This window comes from Pseudomonas sp. 58 R 3 (genome assembly GCF_900006605.1).
GTDB lineage: Bacteria > Pseudomonadota > Gammaproteobacteria > Pseudomonadales > Pseudomonadaceae > Aquipseudomonas > Aquipseudomonas salomonii.
In genome coordinates, this window is sequence record NZ_CVTT01000038.1 from 304,201 (window position 1) to 321,136 (window position 16,936).

Annotated in this window: 14 protein-coding genes; 13 read left to right on the forward strand and 1 reads right to left on the reverse strand. The window is 62.0% G+C overall.

Annotated elements, in window-relative coordinates; genetic code table 11:
* Positions 1 to 1,626: a glucan biosynthesis protein D gene (locus tag BFP92_RS07145; RefSeq protein WP_065928939.1), complete on the reverse strand. Its 1,626-nt coding sequence runs from the start codon at positions 1,624 to 1,626 to the stop codon at positions 1 to 3.
* A gap of 304 nt (positions 1,627 to 1,930) precedes the next feature.
* Here BFP92_RS07145 and BFP92_RS07150 point away from each other — a divergent pair, with 304 nt between their 5' ends.
* The 13 genes from BFP92_RS07150 (at position 1,931) to BFP92_RS07215 (ending at position 16,847) form a co-directional block, all read left to right on the forward strand.
* Complete coding sequence (locus tag BFP92_RS07150; RefSeq protein ID WP_065928940.1) at positions 1,931 to 2,641, forward strand: tellurite resistance TerB family protein; 711 nt, start codon at positions 1,931 to 1,933, stop codon at positions 2,639 to 2,641.
* A gap of 171 nt (positions 2,642 to 2,812) precedes the next feature.
* A complete protein-coding gene (locus BFP92_RS07155) occupies positions 2,813 to 4,435 on the forward strand; it encodes a methyl-accepting chemotaxis protein (protein ID WP_056857575.1) in 1,623 nt (540 codons plus the stop codon).
* On the forward strand, positions 4,435 to 4,947 hold the full coding sequence (locus tag BFP92_RS07160; protein ID WP_058421643.1) for a chemotaxis protein CheW: 513 nt from the start codon (positions 4,435 to 4,437) through the stop codon (positions 4,945 to 4,947). Before BFP92_RS07155 ends, BFP92_RS07160 begins: the two co-directional genes overlap by 1 nt.
* On the forward strand, positions 4,944 to 6,197 hold the full coding sequence (locus BFP92_RS07165) for a CheR family methyltransferase (protein WP_065928941.1): 1,254 nt from the start codon (positions 4,944 to 4,946) through the stop codon (positions 6,195 to 6,197). The genes BFP92_RS07160 and BFP92_RS07165 overlap by 4 nt, the downstream gene beginning before the upstream one ends.
* Entirely contained in the window at positions 6,194 to 6,895 is a 702-nt protein-coding gene (locus BFP92_RS07170) for a chemotaxis protein CheW (RefSeq protein WP_065928942.1), read from the forward strand. The genes BFP92_RS07165 and BFP92_RS07170 overlap by 4 nt, the downstream gene beginning before the upstream one ends.
* Positions 6,892 to 9,171 carry a hybrid sensor histidine kinase/response regulator gene (locus tag BFP92_RS07175; RefSeq protein WP_065928943.1) on the forward strand — a complete coding sequence of 760 codons (2,280 nt, stop codon included), beginning with the start codon at positions 6,892 to 6,894 and terminating at the stop codon, positions 9,169 to 9,171. The genes BFP92_RS07170 and BFP92_RS07175 overlap by 4 nt, the downstream gene beginning before the upstream one ends.
* Complete coding sequence (locus BFP92_RS07180; RefSeq protein ID WP_065928944.1) at positions 9,168 to 10,178, forward strand: chemotaxis response regulator protein-glutamate methylesterase; 1,011 nt, start codon at positions 9,168 to 9,170, stop codon at positions 10,176 to 10,178. The genes BFP92_RS07175 and BFP92_RS07180 overlap by 4 nt, the downstream gene beginning before the upstream one ends.
* Before the next feature lie 52 nt (positions 10,179 to 10,230).
* Entirely contained in the window at positions 10,231 to 11,232 is a 1,002-nt protein-coding gene (locus tag BFP92_RS07185) for a response regulator (protein ID WP_056857569.1), read from the forward strand.
* A 235-nt stretch (positions 11,233 to 11,467) separates the two neighbouring features.
* Positions 11,468 to 12,563, forward strand: a protein-coding gene (prfB, locus tag BFP92_RS07195; protein WP_096236834.1) for a peptide chain release factor 2 whose coding sequence is annotated in 2 segments (ribosomal slippage) — positions 11,468 to 11,539 and positions 11,541 to 12,563 — 1,095 coding nt in all. Because the reading frame shifts where the segments join, the coding sequence is not laid out codon by codon here.
* A 79-nt stretch (positions 12,564 to 12,642) separates the two neighbouring features.
* The gene (gene lysS, locus BFP92_RS07200) at positions 12,643 to 14,145 is read left to right on the forward strand and encodes a lysine--tRNA ligase (protein WP_065928945.1); all 1,503 of its coding nucleotides are present in this window, start codon (positions 12,643 to 12,645) and stop codon (positions 14,143 to 14,145) included.
* A gap of 96 nt (positions 14,146 to 14,241) precedes the next feature.
* Complete coding sequence (locus BFP92_RS07205; RefSeq protein WP_074854403.1) at positions 14,242 to 14,958, forward strand: TetR/AcrR family transcriptional regulator; 717 nt, start codon at positions 14,242 to 14,244, stop codon at positions 14,956 to 14,958.
* Between the two features lie 29 nt (positions 14,959 to 14,987).
* Positions 14,988 to 15,548, forward strand: coding sequence for a hypothetical protein (locus BFP92_RS07210; protein WP_065928947.1), 561 nt, complete (start codon positions 14,988 to 14,990; stop codon positions 15,546 to 15,548).
* 21 nt (positions 15,549 to 15,569) lie between these two features.
* Entirely contained in the window at positions 15,570 to 16,847 is a 1,278-nt protein-coding gene (locus BFP92_RS07215; RefSeq protein WP_017137104.1) for a flavohemoglobin expression-modulating QEGLA motif protein, read from the forward strand.
* Positions 16,848 to 16,936: the final 89 nt, after the last annotated feature.

Sequence of the window (16,936 nt, forward strand, 5' to 3'; positions counted from 1 at the left end):
TCAGCTGTACTTGCGCTGGTCCGGTGCCGGCGGGAAGTACTGATACAGCCAGGTTTCACTCAAGGTGCGGTCCTGGGTGCGGATAAACAGCCGCAGTTCCACCGGCTCTACGCTGTCGCTGGTCGGGTACCAGTCGAACAGAATGCGATAGCCCTTGATGTTGTCCAGCACCAGCACACTGAAGTCTTTGACTTCGCCGTGGGAGCAGGTCACCACCGGTTCGATCCCGGTGCCGGCCGGCAGGCGATCCAGGCCGCCGCCCTTGAAATCCACGGCGAAGCGGCGCGCCCACACGTCGGGGTAATGTTCGCCCGGTGCCCAGCCTTCGGTAAAACCGCCCATGCCGGAACGGGTGGCATCCACTTGCGCCAGCGGTGTGCTTACCGGCGGCAGCGCGCTCCAGTACAGCTTGTAGCCATAGTTGAGTGATTCGCCGGCGGCCACGGGCTTTTTCGGGGTCCAGAAGGCCACGATGTTGTCCAGGGTTTCGCCGGTGGTGGGGATTTCCAGCAGGTCGATCGAGCCTTCGCCCCAGGCGGTGGTCGGTTCCACCCACAGGCTTGGGCGCTTGCTGTACCAGTCCACGGTGTCCTGGTAGCTGGCGAACTCATGGTCGGTCTGCACCAGGCCGAACCCTTTGGGGTCGGTGTCGGCAAAGGCGTTGAATTGCAGCTTGGCCGGGTTGTTCAGTGGGCGGCAGATCCACTCGCCGTTGCCACGCCACATGGCCAGGCGGTCCGAGTCGTGGATTTGCGGGTGGATGGTGTCGCACATCCGCCGTTCGTGGGTACCGCAGCTGAACATGCTGGTCATGGGTGCGATGCCCAGTTGTTCGATGGCGGTGCGCGCATTGATGTGCGCGTCGATGCCCATCACCACCTGGCTGGCCTGGCAGTCGATGTCGAAGCGGTAAGCGCCAGTGGCGCTCGGCGAGTCGAGCAGGGCGTAAACCACAAAGCGCGTGGCGTCCTTGCTTGGGGTTTCGAACCAGAACTGTGTGAAATCGGGGAATTCTTCGCGTTTTTTCGCGTAGGTATCGATCGCCAGGCCGCGTGCGGAGAGGCCGTACTGGCCGGTTGCGTCCACCGCACGGAAGTAGCTGGCGCCGAGAAACGACAGCACGTCATGGCGATCCAGTTCCGGCGCCTTGAACAGCTTGAAGCCGGAGAACCCCAGGTCGCCGGTCAGCTGTTTGGTGTCCACCGTGGTCTTGGCATAGTTGAACAGCGAAGGGCGGAAATGCACCTCGCGGGCTTCGCGGGTCTTGGGGTCGACGCTGTGCATGCGCACCGGCGTCTTGAAGCCCATGCCGACGTGGAAGAATTGCACGTCAAGCTGGCCGTTCAGCTCCTTCCACAGCGAATGGTTGCCGTCGTAGCCAATGGCATTGAAATTCTGTGGGGTCATGGTTGCCAGCGTCGGCGGCAGCACCTGTTTGGTGTCTTTATACGCGGTGGCGGCGAGCTGCTTGGCCTGGGCCTTGAGCGTTTCGAAGTCGAACGCCACGGCCTTGCCATCGGCGGCACGGTTCCCGGCCCAGGCCTGCGCGGCCAGCAGGCCACTGGCCGACAAACCGGTGTAAGCCGCAATGGCCATGGACGCTTTAAGCAAATTCCTGCGGTGCATAGAGACAACCTGTCGTGAGCAAATCCCGCGCCGTTCCTGGCACGTAACGGATCAGAAATAACGGTTCGGACATGCCTTCGACCAAACGCAACGGACAATAAACAGACGCCGGATAGCTTAAGCGGTTCGATGCAGAAGGAAAATTGATTGATGGCGGGGTGATGGCGTTGCATGTGAAACAAGACGTTTCCAGCTTGTGCTGTCGGCGTTACATCTGGAAGCACTCTAGATCGCGGCTTTTTGGCACTTAGTTTTACGCTGGGGGCCTATTGGTCCTACGAACCCAAGTGTCTGGAGGCTACGCATGAATACCCGTGGATTGCTCGATCAGTTGCTCAAATCCGGCCAGGACATGTTGCAAAACAAAGCCGGCGGGCAACGCAAATCGGACGACAAAAGCGCCCTCGGCGGCTTGCTCGGTGGCGGCGGGCTCGGCAGTTTGCTCGGCGGTGCTGGCGGCGGCGCCCTGGCGGCGGGAGCGATGGGGCTGTTGCTGGGGAATAAAAAGGCGCGCAAATTCGGCGGCAAGGCGCTCACCTATGGCGGGCTGGCGGCACTTGGCGTGATCGCCTACAAGGCTTACGGCAACTGGCAGGCGCAGCAGGCCGGCGCACCCCAAGGCGAGCCGCAAACCATCGACCGCCTGCCGCCGGCCCAGGTCGAACAACACAGCCAGGGCATTCTCAAGGCGCTGGTCGCTGCCGCCAAAGCCGACGGGCATGTAGACGAACGTGAACGCGCCCTGATCGAAGGCGAATTTACCAAGCTCGATAACGACCGTGAACTGCAAAGCTGGCTGCACGCCGAGCTGAACAAGCCTCTGGATCCCGCCGACGTGGCGCGGGCAGCGAGCACCCCGGAAATGGCCGCCGAGATGTACATCGCCAGCGTGATGCTGGTGGACGAAGAAAACTTCATGGAAAAAGCCTACCTGGACGAGCTGGCCCGCCAACTCAAACTTGAGCCTGGCCTAAAGGCCGAGCTGGAAAAACAGGTACGCCAAGCCACGCTCTGACCGCAGGAATGATCGCTCCCACGCTCTGAGTGGGAGCGTAGCCCGTGACCCATTGCGTCACTTGCGCAGTGTTTTTGCGTTCTGTGAGCGCTACATCAAAACCTGTTGATTAATGCGGGCACCCGCTCAGCTATACTCCTCGGCATTTGATTGGCCCTTCGAGGAATTACTGTGAAGAACTGGACCTTGCGCCAACGGATCTTGGCAAGCTTTGCGGTCATTATCGCCATCATGCTGTTAATGGTTGTGGTCTCTTATTCACGGTTGCTGAAAATCGAGGAGGGTGAGAATTCGGTTCGGGATGACGCGGTGCCTGGGGTGTACCTCAGTTCGATGATTCGCAGCGCCTGGGTCGACAGTTACCTCGATACCCTGCAATTGATCGGCCTGCGCGACGACAAAGGGTTGACGGACGCCGACAAGGCCGACTTCAAATCCTTCGAAGCCCGCGTCGTGCAGCAGATGGCCAATTACGCACAAACCATCCGCGGTGATGAGGATCGCAGTCAGTTCGACCGGTTCGAGGCGCTGCACCAGGCCTATAACAAGAGCCTCGCCGTCGTGCTCGACAGCCTGCAACGGGGTGATCTGGCCGGCGCGCGCAAGGAATTCGACACCCAGTTGACGCCGACCTGGACCGCAGGTCGCATGAAGCTCAACGACATCATCACCGATAACAAGAATGTCGCCGACCGCGCAACCAACGCGATCGATGACGCAGTATCCGCCGCGAAAATCAGTATGTTCGTGTCGCTGGCCGTGGCCATCCTCGCTGCCGGCCTGTGCGGCCTGCTGCTGATGCGCGCGATCATGGCGCCGATGAATCGCATCGTCGAAATCCTCGAAACCATGCGCACCGGCGACCTGAGCAAGCGTTTGAACCTGGAGCGCAAGGACGAATTCGGCGCTGTCGAAACCGGCTTCAATGACATGATGACCGAGCTGACCGCCCTGGTCTCCCAGGCCCAGCGTTCGTCGGTGCAGGTGACCACCTCGGTGACCGAGATCGCCGCCACCTCCAAGCAACAACAGGCCACGGCCACCGAAACAGCGGCCACCACCACCGAGATCGGCGCGACCTCACGGGAAATTGCCGCCACGTCCAAAGACCTGGTGCGCACCATGACCGAAGTGTCCACCGCCGCCGACCAGGCCTCGGTCGCCGCCGGCTCCGGCCAGCAAGGCCTGGCGCGCATGGAAGAAACCATGCACTCGGTGATGGGCGCCGCCGACCTCGTGAACGCCAAGCTGGCGATCCTCAATGAGAAGGCCGGCAACATCAACCAAGTGGTGGTGACCATCGTCAAGGTGGCCGACCAGACCAACCTGCTGTCGCTCAACGCCGCCATCGAAGCCGAGAAGGCCGGCGAGTACGGACGCGGGTTTGCCGTGGTGGCCACCGAAGTGCGCCGCCTGGCCGACCAGACCGCCGTGGCCACCTACGACATCGAGCAGATGGTGCGCGAGATCCAGTCGGCGGTGTCGGCGGGCGTGATGGGCATGGACAAGTTCTCCGAAGAAGTGCGTCGCGGCATGTTCGAAGTGCAGCAAGTGGGCGAGCAGCTGTCGCAGATCATCCATCAGGTACAGGCCCTGGCGCCGCGGGTGCTGATGGTCAACGAAGGCATGCAGGCCCAGGCCACCGGCGCCGAGCAGATCAACCACGCGCTGGTGCAACTGGGCGATGCCAGCAGCCAGACCGTGGAATCCCTGCGCCAGGCCAGCTTTGCCATTGATGAACTGAGCCAGGTTGCGGTCGGTCTGCGCAGCGGCGTATCGCGTTTCAAAGTCTGATGAGCGACCTCGCGGCTAAACGCGGCGCCGTCCCGGCAGCGAAAAAGGCGTTGTTCCTGGTGTTCCGCATCGGTGGTGAACGCTACGCCCTCAAGGCCACGGAAGTGGCCGAGGTGTTGCCGCGCCTGCCGCTCAAACCTATCGCCCATGCACCATTGTGGGTGGCGGGGATCTTTGCTCACCGTGGCGCATTGGTGCCCGTCGTCGACCTGTGTGCGTTGACCTTCGGCACAGCGGCCCAGGCGCGCACCAGCACCCGGCTGGTGCTGGTCAATTACCAGCCGCAACCCTGGCTCGAGGCGCGCTGGCTGGGGCTGATCCTGGAGCAGGCCACCGACACCCTGCGTTGCGACCCGGCCGAATTCCAGCCTTACGGCCTGGCTAACCGCGAGGCGCCGTACCTGGGGCCGGTGCGTGAAGATGCCTTGGGTTTGATGCAATGGATCGGCGTCGCCGACCTGCTCACCGATGACGTGCGCGCCTTGCTGTTTGCCAGTGAGCTGAGCCTATGAGTAACGACCCGCGCTTCTTTGCCTTCTTGAAGGACCGTATTGGCCTGGACGTCGCCTCGGTAGGCGAGGCGATCATCGAGCGAGCCGTACGCCAGCGCAGCCAGACCGTGCAGGCGCAGACCGCACAAGAGTACTGGCAGCATTTGCAGAGTTCCCATGATGAGCAGCAGGCGCTGATCGAAGCGGTGATCGTCCCCGAGACCTGGTTTTTCCGCTACCCCGAGTCCTTTGCCACCCTGGCGCGTTTGGCCAAGGAGCGCCTGGCGACGATCAAGCAGATGCGCGCCCTGCGTATTCTCAGCCTGCCATGCTCCACGGGCGAAGAGCCTTATTCGATTGCCATGGCCTTGCTCGATGCCGGGCTGGCGCCGCACCAGTTCAAGGTGTTGGGGCTGGATGTCAGCCCGCTGTCGGTGGAGCGCGCCAAGCGTGGCGTGTACGGCAAGAACTCCTTTCGCGGCGGTGATATCGAGTTTCGCGAGCGTCACTTCAGCGAACAGCCCGACGGTTTCCACATCGCCGAGCGGGTGCGCGAACAAGTGCGCCTGCAAGTCGGCAACTTGCTCGACCCGGCGTTGCTGGCGAATGAGCCCAGCTACGATTTTGTATTTTGCCGCAACCTGCTGATCTACTTCGACCAGCCCACCCAGAAGCAAGTGTTCGATGTGCTCAAGCGCCTGACCCACGAAGACGGTGTGCTGTTTATCGGCCCCGCCGAGGGCAGCCTGTTGGGGCGCCATGGCATGCGTTCGATTGGCGTGCCGCAATCCTTTGCATTCAGCCGGCATGCCGAGCCGGTCAAGCCTGAACCGGTGTTTGTGCCCCTGCCCATCCCCCCGCGCAGCGCAGCGCCGATTCCCGCCAAGCCGCGCCCGTTCAGCACAGTGAGCGCCCAAGTAGTGCCGATAAAGGCGCCGCACAGCGATGCGGGCGACTTGCTCAGCCGCATCGCCACGCTGGCCAACGAAGGCAAAAGTGCCGAGGCCCGTGCCGCGTGTGAACAGTATTTGAGTCACCACCCGCCGGCCGCCCAGGTGTTTTACTGGCTGGGGCTGCTCAGCGACGTGGCCGGCAGCGCCCTGGAAGCCCAGGGTTATTACCGCAAAGCCTTGTACCTGGAACCGCAGCACCCGCAGGCCTTGATGCACCTGGCCGCATTGCTCGAGTCCCAGGGTGACAGCGCGGGCGCGCGCCGCTTGCAGGCGCGGGCCGCGCGCAGCGAGCGGGCAGACAGTGAGTCCAAACGATGAATAACCTTGATGCGCTCGACACCGCAGGCCTGGACCTGACCCTGGCCGACACCCAAGCCATCGACGACTGCTGGAACCGCATCGGCATCCATGGTGACAAGTCCTGCCCGTTGCTCGCCGAGCATATCCACTGCCGCAACTGCTCGGTGTATTCCGCCGCCGCCACGCGCCTGCTTGACCGTTACGCGTTGCAGCAGGGCGACCGGCAGGCGTATGCCGTCGCGGAAGTTGACGAAGACATCGTCACCCGTTCGATTCTGATGTTCCGTCTGGGTGAAGAGTGGCTGGGCATTGCCACCCGATGCCTGGTGGAGGTGGCGCCACTGCAGCCGATTCATTCGTTGCCGCACCAGCGTTCCCGCGCATTACTGGGCGTTGCGAATGTGCGCGGCGCGCTGGTGGCGTGCCTGTCACTGGTGGAGCTGCTGGGGCTGGACCTTGCCGGCACAGTCACTACCGGCGCACGCGTGATGCCGCGCATGTTGATTATTGCTGCCCAGGACGGCCCGGTGGTGGTGCCGGTGGACGAAGTCGACGGCATCCATGCCATCGATGAGCGCACCTTGAAGGCCGCGTCGGCCTCCGGCACCCAGGCCAGTGCGCGCTTCACCCAAGGCGTGTTGCAGTGGAAAGGCCGCAGCCTGCGTTGGCTGGACGAGGCGCAATTGTTGTCTGCCGTGACCCGGAGCCTCACATGACCCCCGACCAGATGCGCGATGCCTCGCTGCTGGAACTGTTCAGCCTGGAAGCCGATGCACAAACCCAGGTACTGAGCGCGGGCCTGCTGGCCCTGGAGCGCAACCCCACCCAGGCCGACCAGCTCGAGGCGTGCATGCGCGCCGCGCACTCGCTTAAAGGCGCGGCGCGGATTGTCGGCGTGGACGCCGGGGTCAGCGTGGCCCACGTGATGGAGGACTGCCTGGTCAGCGCCCAGGAAAGCCGTCTGTATCTGCAACCCGAACATATCGACGCCTTGCTGCAGGGCACCGACCTGCTGATGCGCATCGCCACGCCGGGCAATAACGTCGGCCCGGCGGATATCGACGGGTACGTGGCGCTGATGGAACGCCTGCTGGATCCGTCGCAGCCGATCGTCCAAGCCGCACCGGTTGCCGTCGCCACTGCGCAACCTGCGCCTGCGCCGGTGATTGACCCGTTGCCGCCTGAGCCCGCGCCGCCTGTCAGCACTGACCTGCCGCGCCCGAACAAACGCATGACCGAAGGCGGCGAGCGCGTGCTGCGTGTCACCGCCGAGCGCTTGAACAGCCTGCTCGACTTGTCGAGCAAGTCCCTGGTCGAGACCCAGCGGCTCAAGCCTTACCTGGTGAGCCTGCAACGCCTCAAGCGTATTCAAAGCAACAGTGCGCGCGCCCTGGACACGCTCGATGGCCAGCTCAAGGCCATGGACTTGAGCCTGGAAGCCCAGGAAGCCCTGGCCGACACGCGCCGCCTGTTGAGTGAAGCCCAGGCGTTGCTGGCGGATAAAACCGCCGAGCTGGATGAGTTCGGCTGGCAGGCCGGGCAGCGCGCCCAAGTGCTTTATGACACCGCGCTGGCCTGCCGCATGCGGCCGTTTGCCGATGTGCTTGCCGGCCAGGTGCGCATGGTGCGCGACCTTGGCCGCAGCCTCGGCAAGCAGGTGCGCCTGGAGATCGAGGGGGAAAAGACCCAGGTCGACCGCGACGTATTGGAAAAACTCGAAGCGCCGCTCACGCACTTATTGCGCAATGCCGTCGACCACGGCATTGAAATGCCCGAGCAGCGGGTGTTGGCGGGCAAACCCGCCGAAGGCTTGATCCGCCTGCGCGCCTCCCACCAGGCCGGTTTGCTGGTGCTGGAGTTAAGCGACGACGGCAATGGCGTCGACCTGGAGCGCCTGCGCGGCACTATCGTCGACCGGCATCTGTCACCGCTGGAAACCGCGCTGCGCTTGAGTGAAGAAGAGCTGCTGACCTTCCTGTTCCTGCCGGGCTTCAGCCTGCGCGACAAGGTCACCGAAGTGTCCGGGCGCGGCGTCGGCCTGGATGCGGTGCAGCACATGGTCCGCCAACTGCGCGGCGCGGTGGTGCTGGAACAGACGGCGGGGCAGGGCAGCCGTTTCCACCTGGAAGTGCCGTTGACCTTGTCGGTGGTGCGTAGCCTGGTGGTGGAAGTCGGCGAGGAAGCCTATGCCTTCCCGCTGGCGCATATCGAACGGATGTGCGACCTGGCGCCGGAGGACATCGTGCAATTGGAAGGCCGCCAGCATTTCTGGCACGAAGGCCGGCATGTCGGCCTGGTGGCCGCCAGCCAGTTATTGCAGCGCCCGCCGGGGCAGAGCAATGACGAAACCCTGAAGGTGGTGGTGATCCGCGAGCGCGATGCGGTGTATGGCATTGCGGTGGAACGTTTTATCGGCGAACGCACCCTGGTGGTGTTGCCGCTGGATGACCGCTTGGGCAAGGTCCAGGATATTTCCGCCGGTGCTTTGCTGGATGACGGCTCGGTGGTGTTGATCGTCGACGTCGAAGACATGCTGCGGTCGGTGGATAAATTGCTCAACACTGGCCGCCTGGAGCGTATCGCCCGGCGCAGCCAGCAGGCCACCGAAGCACCGCGCAAGCGCGTGCTGGTGGTGGATGACTCGCTCACCGTGCGTGAGCTGCAACGTAAATTGTTACTTAATCGTGGTTATGAAGTGGCGGTCGCCGTCGATGGCATGGATGGCTGGAACGCACTGCGTTCCGAAGACTTCGACCTGCTGATCACTGACATTGATATGCCTCGTATGGACGGGATCGAATTGGTCACACTCTTGCGCCGTGATAGTCGCCTGCAATCGTTGCCGGTGATGGTGGTGTCGTACAAGGATCGCGAAGAAGACCGGCGCCGTGGACTGGACGCCGGTGCCGACTATTATCTGGCTAAAGCCAGTTTCCACGACGACGCCTTGCTGGATGCCGTGATGGAGCTGATCGGGGGCGCCCGGGCATGAGGATTGCGATCGTCAATGACATGCCCCTGGCGGTAGAGGCGCTGCGCCGTGCCTTGAGCTTCGAGCCGGCGCACCAGGTGGTGTGGGTGGCCAACAATGGCCTGGAGGCCGTACAGCGCTGCGCCGAATTGACCCCGGACTTGATCCTTATGGACCTGATCATGCCGGTGATGGACGGCGTGGAGGCCACGCGACAGATCATGGCCGAGACCCCATGCGCTATTCTGCTGGTGACCGTCGACCGCCAGGCAAATATGAGTCGCGTATTCGAAGCCATGGGCCATGGCGCCCTGGATGTGGTGGACACCCCGGCGCTGGGCGTGGGCAACCCCAAGGATGCGGCGGCGCCGTTGCTGCGCAAAATCCTCAATATTGGCTGGCTGATCGGCCAGCGAGGCAGCCGCGTACGCGCCGACACCGCGCCTGCACGCGCGCCCGGCAAACGTCAAAGCCTGGTGGCGATTGGGTCGTCGGCGGGCGGCCCGGCCGCCCTGGAAATCCTGCTCAAGGGCTTGCCCCGCGATTTTCCCGCCGCCATTGTGCTGGTGCAGCATGTGGACCAGGTGTTCGCCGCCGGCATGGCCGAATGGTTGAGCAGCGCCTCCGGCCTGCCGGTGCGCCTGGCGCGAGAGGGCGAGCCGCCACAAAGCGGCGTGGTGCTGCTGGCCGGTACCAACCACCACATTCGCCTGTTGAAAAATGGCACGCTAGCCTATACCGCGGAGCCGGTGAACGAGATTTACCGGCCGTCCATCGACGTGTTTTTCGAGAGCGTCGCCAGCCACTGGAACGGTGACGCCGTCGGCGTACTCCTGACCGGTATGGGGCGCGATGGGGCCCAGGGCCTCAAGATATTGCGTGAACAAGGCTATTTGACCATCGCTCAGGATCAGCAGAGCTGTGCGGTGTATGGCATGCCCAAAGCGGCGGCGGCCATTGATGCTGCTGTTGAAATTCGCCCACTGGACAGAATTGCGCCCCGATTGCTGGAGGTATTTGCAAAATGAGCAAGACCTCTCGCGGTGCCGGCTTGCAGGACAGTAATTCAGGTGACTGCACATGAATGATTTACAGATCGACGACATCAAGACCGACGAAAACGCTGCCATGGTGTTGCTGGTCGACGACCAGGCCATGATCGGCGAAGCCGTGCGGCGTGGCCTGGCCCACGAAGAAAACATCGATTTTCACTTTTGCGCCGACCCGCATCAGGCGATCGCCCAGGCGATCCGCATCAAACCGACGGTGATCCTGCAAGACCTGGTGATGCCAGGTCTTGATGGCCTGACACTGGTGCGCGAATACCGCAACCACCCGGCCACGGCGAATATCCCGATCATCGTGCTTTCGACCAAGGAAGACCCGCTGATCAAGAGCGCGGCGTTTTCGGCCGGGGCCAATGATTACCTGGTCAAGCTGCCGGATAACATCGAGCTGGTGGCGCGCATTCGCTATCACTCACGCTCGTACATGACGTTGTTGCAACGGGATGCGGCGTACCGCGCGCTGCGGGTGAGCCAGCAGCAGTTGCTGGACACCAACCTGGTGTTGCAACGGCTGATGAACTCCGATGGTCTCACCGGGCTGTCCAACCGCCGCCATTTTGACGAATACCTGGAGCTGGAATGGCGCCGTGCCATGCGTGACCAGACCCAGCTGTCGTTATTGATGATCGACGTGGACTTCTTCAAGACCTACAACGACAGCTTTGGCCACGTCGAAGGTGATGAAGCCCTGCGCAAAGTCGCCGCGAGCATCCGTGAGGCCAGTAGCCGGCCTTCGGACTTGCCGGCGCGGTACGGCGGTGAAGAGTTTGCGCTGGTATTGCCCAATACCTCGCCGGGCGGCGCGCGCCTGGTGGCCGAGAAACTGCGCATGGCGGTTGCCGGGTTGAAAATCCCGCACATTGCCCCGGCAGAAGGGGCGAGCCTGACTATCAGTATCGGCCTGTCGACCATGACGCCGGTGCAGGGCACGGATTGTCGGCAGTTGATCATGGCGGCGGACAAGGGGTTGTATACGGCCAAGCATAATGGGCGCAATCAGGTCGGTATCGAGTAATTGACAACGACGCTGACCCCCTGTGGGAGCGGGCTTGCTCGCGAATGCGGTGGGTCAGTGACTGATTCACCACCTGACACACCGCATTCGCGAGCAAGCCCGCTCCCACATTTGACTCTTCATTGTCTTTGAGATCGTGCACAACCCCGCCTTTTCGCCAAGCGGGCTGCCGTTAGCCCCGGTTTGTCGTTATACTCGTCGGCTTTCAAAAGTTCGCCAACGAGTGCTGCCCGCCATGGAAATCAACCCGATCCTTAACACCATCAAGGACCTGTCCGAGCGCTCCGAAACTATTCGGGGGTATCTTTGACTACGATCAAAAGCATGAGCGTCTGACCGAAGTCAATCGCGAGCTTGAAGATCCGGCTGTCTGGAACAAACCTGAATACGCCCAGGAACTGGGCCGCGAGCGCGCTGCGCTGGCGCAGATCGTCGACACCCTCGACGAGTTGAACACCGGTCTGGGCGATTGCCGCGACCTGCTGGACATGGCCGTCGAAGAAAACGACGAAGGCGCAGTGGGCGATGTCGTCGCCGAGCTGGCCCGTCTCGAGGAAAACCTCGCCAAGCTTGAATTCCGCCGCATGTTCAGCCACGAAATGGACCCGAACAACGCCTACCTGGACATCCAGGCCGGTTCCGGCGGCACCGAGGCCCAGGACTGGGCCAACATCCTGCTGCGCATGTACCTGCGCTGGGCGGATAAACGCGGTTTCGACGCCACCATCATGGAACTGTCCGCCGGTGAAGTCGCCGGTATCAAGGGCGCGACCGTGCACATCAAGGGCGAATACGCCTTTGGCTGGCTGCGGACCGAGATCGGCGTACACCGCCTGGTGCGCAAGAGCCCGTTCGACTCCGGCAATCGTCGCCATACCTCGTTCTCCGCCGTTTTCGTCTCGCCAGAGATCGACGACAAGGTGGAAATCGAGATCAACCCGGCCGACCTGCGCATCGACACCTACCGCTCCTCCGGTGCCGGTGGCCAGCACGTAAACACCACCGACTCGGCCGTACGTATCACCCACGTACCGACCAACACCGTGGTCAGCTGCCAGAACGAACGTTCCCAGCACGCCAACAAGGACACCGCCATGAAAATGCTGCGGGCCAAGTTGTACGAGCAGGAAATGCAGAAGCGCAATGCGGCGTCCCAGGCGCTGGAAGATACCAAGTCGGATATCGGCTGGGGCCACCAGATCCGTTCGTATGTGCTTGATGCGTCGCGGATCAAGGATCTGCGCACGAACATCGAACGCAGCGACTGCGACAAGGTGCTCGACGGTGATATCGACGAATACCTGGAAGCCAGCCTGAAATCCGGCCTCTAACACCCTCTGTGGGAGCGGGCTTGCCCGCGATCCCCCGCCGAAGGCTGGGGACAACGAACCTGATGGAAAATTTAAAGACATGAGCGACCAACAACTCGACCCGCAAGCCCTGCAACAGGAAGAAAACTCCCTGATCGCCCTGCGCAAGGAAAAGCTTGCTGCCGAGCGCGCCAAGGGCAATGCCTTCCCGAACGACTTCCGCCGTGACAACTACTGCGATGCCTTGCAGAAACAGTACGCGGACAAGACCAAGGAAGAGCTGGCAGAGGCTGCAATCCCGGTCAAGGTGGCGGGTCGCATCATGCTCAACCGTGGCTCGTTCATGGTGATCCAGGACATGACCGGTCGCATTCAGGTGTACGTCAACCGTAAAACCCTGCCTGAAGAAACCCTGGCCTCGGTGAAAACCTGGGACATGGGCGACATCATTGCAGCCGTTGGCACCCTGGCGCGTTCCGGCAAGGGCGATCTTTACGTTGAAATGACCAGCGTGCGCCTGCTGACCAAGTCGCTGCGCCCGCTGCCGGACAAGCACCACGGTCTGACCGACACCGAGCAGCGCTACCGCCAGCGCTACGTTGACCTGATCGTCAACGAAGACGTGCGCCAGACCTTCCGCGTGCGTTCGCAAGTGATTGCGCACATCCGCAGCTTCCTGATGAAGCGTGACTTCCTCGAAGTGGAAACGCCGATGCTGCAAACCATCCCTGGTGGTGCCGCGGCCAAGCCGTTCGAAACCCACCACAACGCACTGGACCTGGAAATGTTCCTGCGTATCGCGCCGGAGCTGTACCTCAAGCGCCTGGTGGTTGGCGGCTTCGAGAAGGTGTTCGAGATCAACCGCAACTTCCGTAACGAAGGTGTCTCGACCCGTCACAACCCGGAATTCACCATGCTGGAGTTCTACCAGGCCTACGCCGACTACGAAGACAACATGGACCTCACCGAAGAACTGTTCCGCGAACTGGCGCAGTTGGTGCTGGGCAGCACCGACGTGCCTTACGGCGACAAGGTGTTCCACTTCGGCGAGCCGTTCGTGCGTCTGTCGGTGTTCGACTCGATCCTCAAGTACAACCCTGAGTTGACCGCTGACGACCTGACCGACATCGACAAGGCCCGCGCCATCGCCAGGAAAGCCGGCGCCAAGGTGCTGGGCTTCGAAGGCCTGGGCAAATTGCAGGTGATGATTTTCGAAGAACTGGTGGAGCACAAGCTGGAACAGCCGCACTTCATTACCCAGTACCCGTTCGAAGTGTCGCCGCTGGCCCGTCGCAACGATGACAACCCGAACGTCACCGACCGTTTCGAGCTGTTCATCGGCGGCCGCGAAATTGCCAACGCCTACTCCGAGCTTAACGACGCGGAAGACCAGGCCGAGCGCTTTATGGCCCAGGTGGCCGACAAGGACGCCGGTGACGACGAGGCGATGCACTACGACGCCGACTTCGTGCGCGCCCTGGAGTACGGCATGCCGCCGACTGCCGGTGAAGGTATCGGCATCGACCGGTTGGTGATGTTGTTGACCAACTCGCCGTCGATCCGCGACGTGATCTTGTTCCCGCACATGCGGCCACAAGCGTAACCGTAGCGAGATCCGAAGCCGCCTTTTATAAGGCGGCTTTTTTGTGTGGCGAATTCAGCCGTCAACAGAACGGCGCCCTTTAAAGGAAGATCTGTCGTGAACCGCGTAATGGCTCAAGAAGGCGCCGCCGGCATTGCTGCTGCCGTGGCTGATAGTGTCCAGTACCAGGGCCGCAAGGCCAGCCGCCGAGGCAGCGAGCAACGCCGGCAAGACATTCTCGATGCGGCCATGCGCATCGTCGTGCGCGATGGTGTACGCGGTGTGCGCCATCGCGCGGTGGCAGCAGAGGCCGGCGTGCCGTTGTCGGCCACCACCTATTACTTCAAGGACATCGATGACCTGCTCACCGATACTTTCGCCCAATACGTGGAGCGCAGCGCTGCGTTCATGGGCAAGCTGTGGGTGCGCAACGAAGGCCTGCTGCGTGAAATGGTCGCCTATGGCGACGGCAGCCCGCAGTCACGCTCACAGCTTGCTGATGATATTGCGCGGCTGACCGCCGACTACGTGATGCGCCAACTGACCAACCGCCGCGAACACTTGATGGCCGAACAGGCCTTTCGCCAGGAAGCCTTGCTCAACCCGCGCCTGGCTGAGCTGGTGCGTTCCCATCAGCAGATTCTGTTGCAGGGCACCGGGCAGTTTTTTCAGGTATTGGGCTCCCGCGAGCCGCAACAGGATGCCAGAGTGTTGACGGCGATAATCGGTCGGATGGAATATCAGGGCCTGCTTGGCGGCCCTGAGCCTCTGACCAGCGATGAGATGCTTGAGATTCTCAAGCGTTACATGCATTTGGTGTTGGCCTCGGTCTAGCCCAGCTCCCACACTTGATGGGGTATTCGATGAAAGCCTGGCGTGTCATTGCAATCGCTATATCGTTCCTGCTGCTCAGCGGTTGCCTGGTCACCTTCAAGGACCCGCTGCCGGCCCCTGAAGCGGCGCCCGACGCCTTGCTCGGCCGCTGGTCGAGTACAAACGCCTGGGGCGAACCGCTGAATCTGCAGATCACCCGTGTCGATCAGCATCATTACAAGGCCGTAAGCTACCCTAAAGCCAAACCGGGCCAGCGCGATGAATACCCGTTTACGGTGTCGCGCCATGGCAACCGCTGGTACCTGTCGGCGCCGTTGCCGGCCGCTTTCGGTGGCAATTACTTCCTCGCCGGCTTCGACTTTGAAGGTGAGGGCGACAAAACGCGTGAATGGGTGGTCTACAACCTCGACCTTGAGCAGATCCATCAAGCCATAGGCCAAAACGCCTTGCACGGCAGTACCGTGCAAACCGTCGAAGGTGAGGGCGTGCGGGTCGACAGCCCGATGGACCAGGTATTTGCCTATCTGGATGACCCGGCCAATGCCGATGTGTTCGTTGAAGCCGTGCGCTACCGGCGCGCGGGCAAATAACGTTTAAAGAGGAAGCACCGGGTGGACGATTACCAGCAGACGATACGCACCTTGTCCGATCGCATTGTGCTGGCACAAACACCGATTCGCGTCCTCGACGCCGTGAAGTGGGACGAGAACATTCGCCAGGGCTTTCTCAAGGCCAAGGGCAAGGCCATGCCGGCCGTGGACCGCGATTACTATCTGGGCCGGCCGCTGTCGTTCGACTCCAGTGCGGTGAAGCTGGAGTTCCAGAACATCGAGCGCGACATTACTCGCCGTCTCGGCCAGTTCAGTCCGGTGGGGCAGATCATGCGCCGCATGTGCCGCGAGTACCGCATGGTGGTGCGCATGCTCGAAGCGCGGGGCACCGAAGATTTCGGCCTGATTTCCCAGGAACTCTACGGCGCCGCCTCGGACGCGTTCCACGCGGGTGACCCGACGCTGGCCGACCTGGGCCTGATGATGTCCGACTACCTGAACCAGATCGACGGCCGGGGCGACCTCAAGGACGAAGCCAAGACGCTCACGGCCAAGCATGCGGTGGCCTTGCTGCAAACCCGTTTGAACAAGGTGTTCGGTGAGGCCGAAGAGACCATCCGCGTGTTCGAGTCCGACGGAATCGTTGCCGATGCGGCGGCGGGCGCCGACTACATCAAGATCCGCGCCGACGCGATGTTCAACGAGCGTGATGTGCGCGCGCTGGAAGTGCACGAAGGCCTGGTGCACGTCGGCACCACACTCAATGGCCAGAACCAGCCGATCTGCACCTTCCTGTCCAAAGGGCCGCCCTCGTCCACGGTGACCCAGGAAGGCCTGGCGATTCTGATGGAGATCATCACCTTTGCCTCCTACCCCAGCCGCCTGCGCAAACTGACCAACCGCACCCGCGCCATCCATATGGTCGAGGAGGGGGCCGACTTCCTGCAGGTGTTTGAGTTCTTCCGCGAGCAAGGCTTTGAAATGGCCGAAAGCTACGGCAATGCCAGCCGCGTGTTCCGAGGTTCGACGCCGACGGGCCTGCCGTTTACCAAGGATTTGTCCTATCTCAAGGGCTTTATCATGGTCTACAACTACATCCAGCTGGCCGTGCGCAAAGGCAAACTGGAGCAAGTGCCGCTGTTGTTCTGCGGCAAGACCACTCTGGAAGACATGCGCACCTTGCGCCAACTGGTCGACGAAGGCCTGGTCGTGCCGCCCAAGTACTTGCCCGAACAGTTTCGCGACATGAACGCACTGGCGGCGTGGATGTGCTTCTCCAACTTCCTCAACCACCTGAGCCTGGACCGGATCGAGGCGGATTACTCGAATATCCTTTAGGCCATTCACCTGACGAAACCGGTTAAAACATGTGGGAGCCGGCTTGCCTGCGATAGCGGTGTATCAGTCACCGTCGTTTCAACTGAAAG

What these genes read in the sequence shown, in the direction of transcription:
- BFP92_RS07145 (WP_065928939.1), bottom strand. Translation starts at nt 1,626, where the DNA reads ATGCACCGCAGGAATTTGCTTAAAGCGTCCATGGCCATTGCGGCTTAC.
- BFP92_RS07150 (WP_065928940.1), top strand. Translation starts at nt 1,931, where the DNA reads ATGAATACCCGTGGATTGCTCGATCAGTTGCTCAAATCCGGCCAGGAC.
- BFP92_RS07160 (WP_058421643.1), top strand. Translation starts at nt 4,435, where the DNA reads ATGAGCGACCTCGCGGCTAAACGCGGCGCCGTCCCGGCAGCGAAAAAG.
- BFP92_RS07165 (WP_065928941.1), top strand. Translation starts at nt 4,944, where the DNA reads ATGAGTAACGACCCGCGCTTCTTTGCCTTCTTGAAGGACCGTATTGGC.
- BFP92_RS07170 (WP_065928942.1), top strand. Translation starts at nt 6,194, where the DNA reads ATGAATAACCTTGATGCGCTCGACACCGCAGGCCTGGACCTGACCCTG.
- BFP92_RS07175 (WP_065928943.1), top strand. Translation starts at nt 6,892, where the DNA reads ATGACCCCCGACCAGATGCGCGATGCCTCGCTGCTGGAACTGTTCAGC.
- BFP92_RS07180 (WP_065928944.1), top strand. Translation starts at nt 9,168, where the DNA reads ATGAGGATTGCGATCGTCAATGACATGCCCCTGGCGGTAGAGGCGCTG.
- BFP92_RS07185 (WP_056857569.1), top strand. Translation starts at nt 10,231, where the DNA reads ATGAATGATTTACAGATCGACGACATCAAGACCGACGAAAACGCTGCC.
- lysS (WP_065928945.1), top strand. Translation starts at nt 12,643, where the DNA reads ATGAGCGACCAACAACTCGACCCGCAAGCCCTGCAACAGGAAGAAAAC.
- BFP92_RS07210 (WP_065928947.1), top strand. Translation starts at nt 14,988, where the DNA reads ATGAAAGCCTGGCGTGTCATTGCAATCGCTATATCGTTCCTGCTGCTC.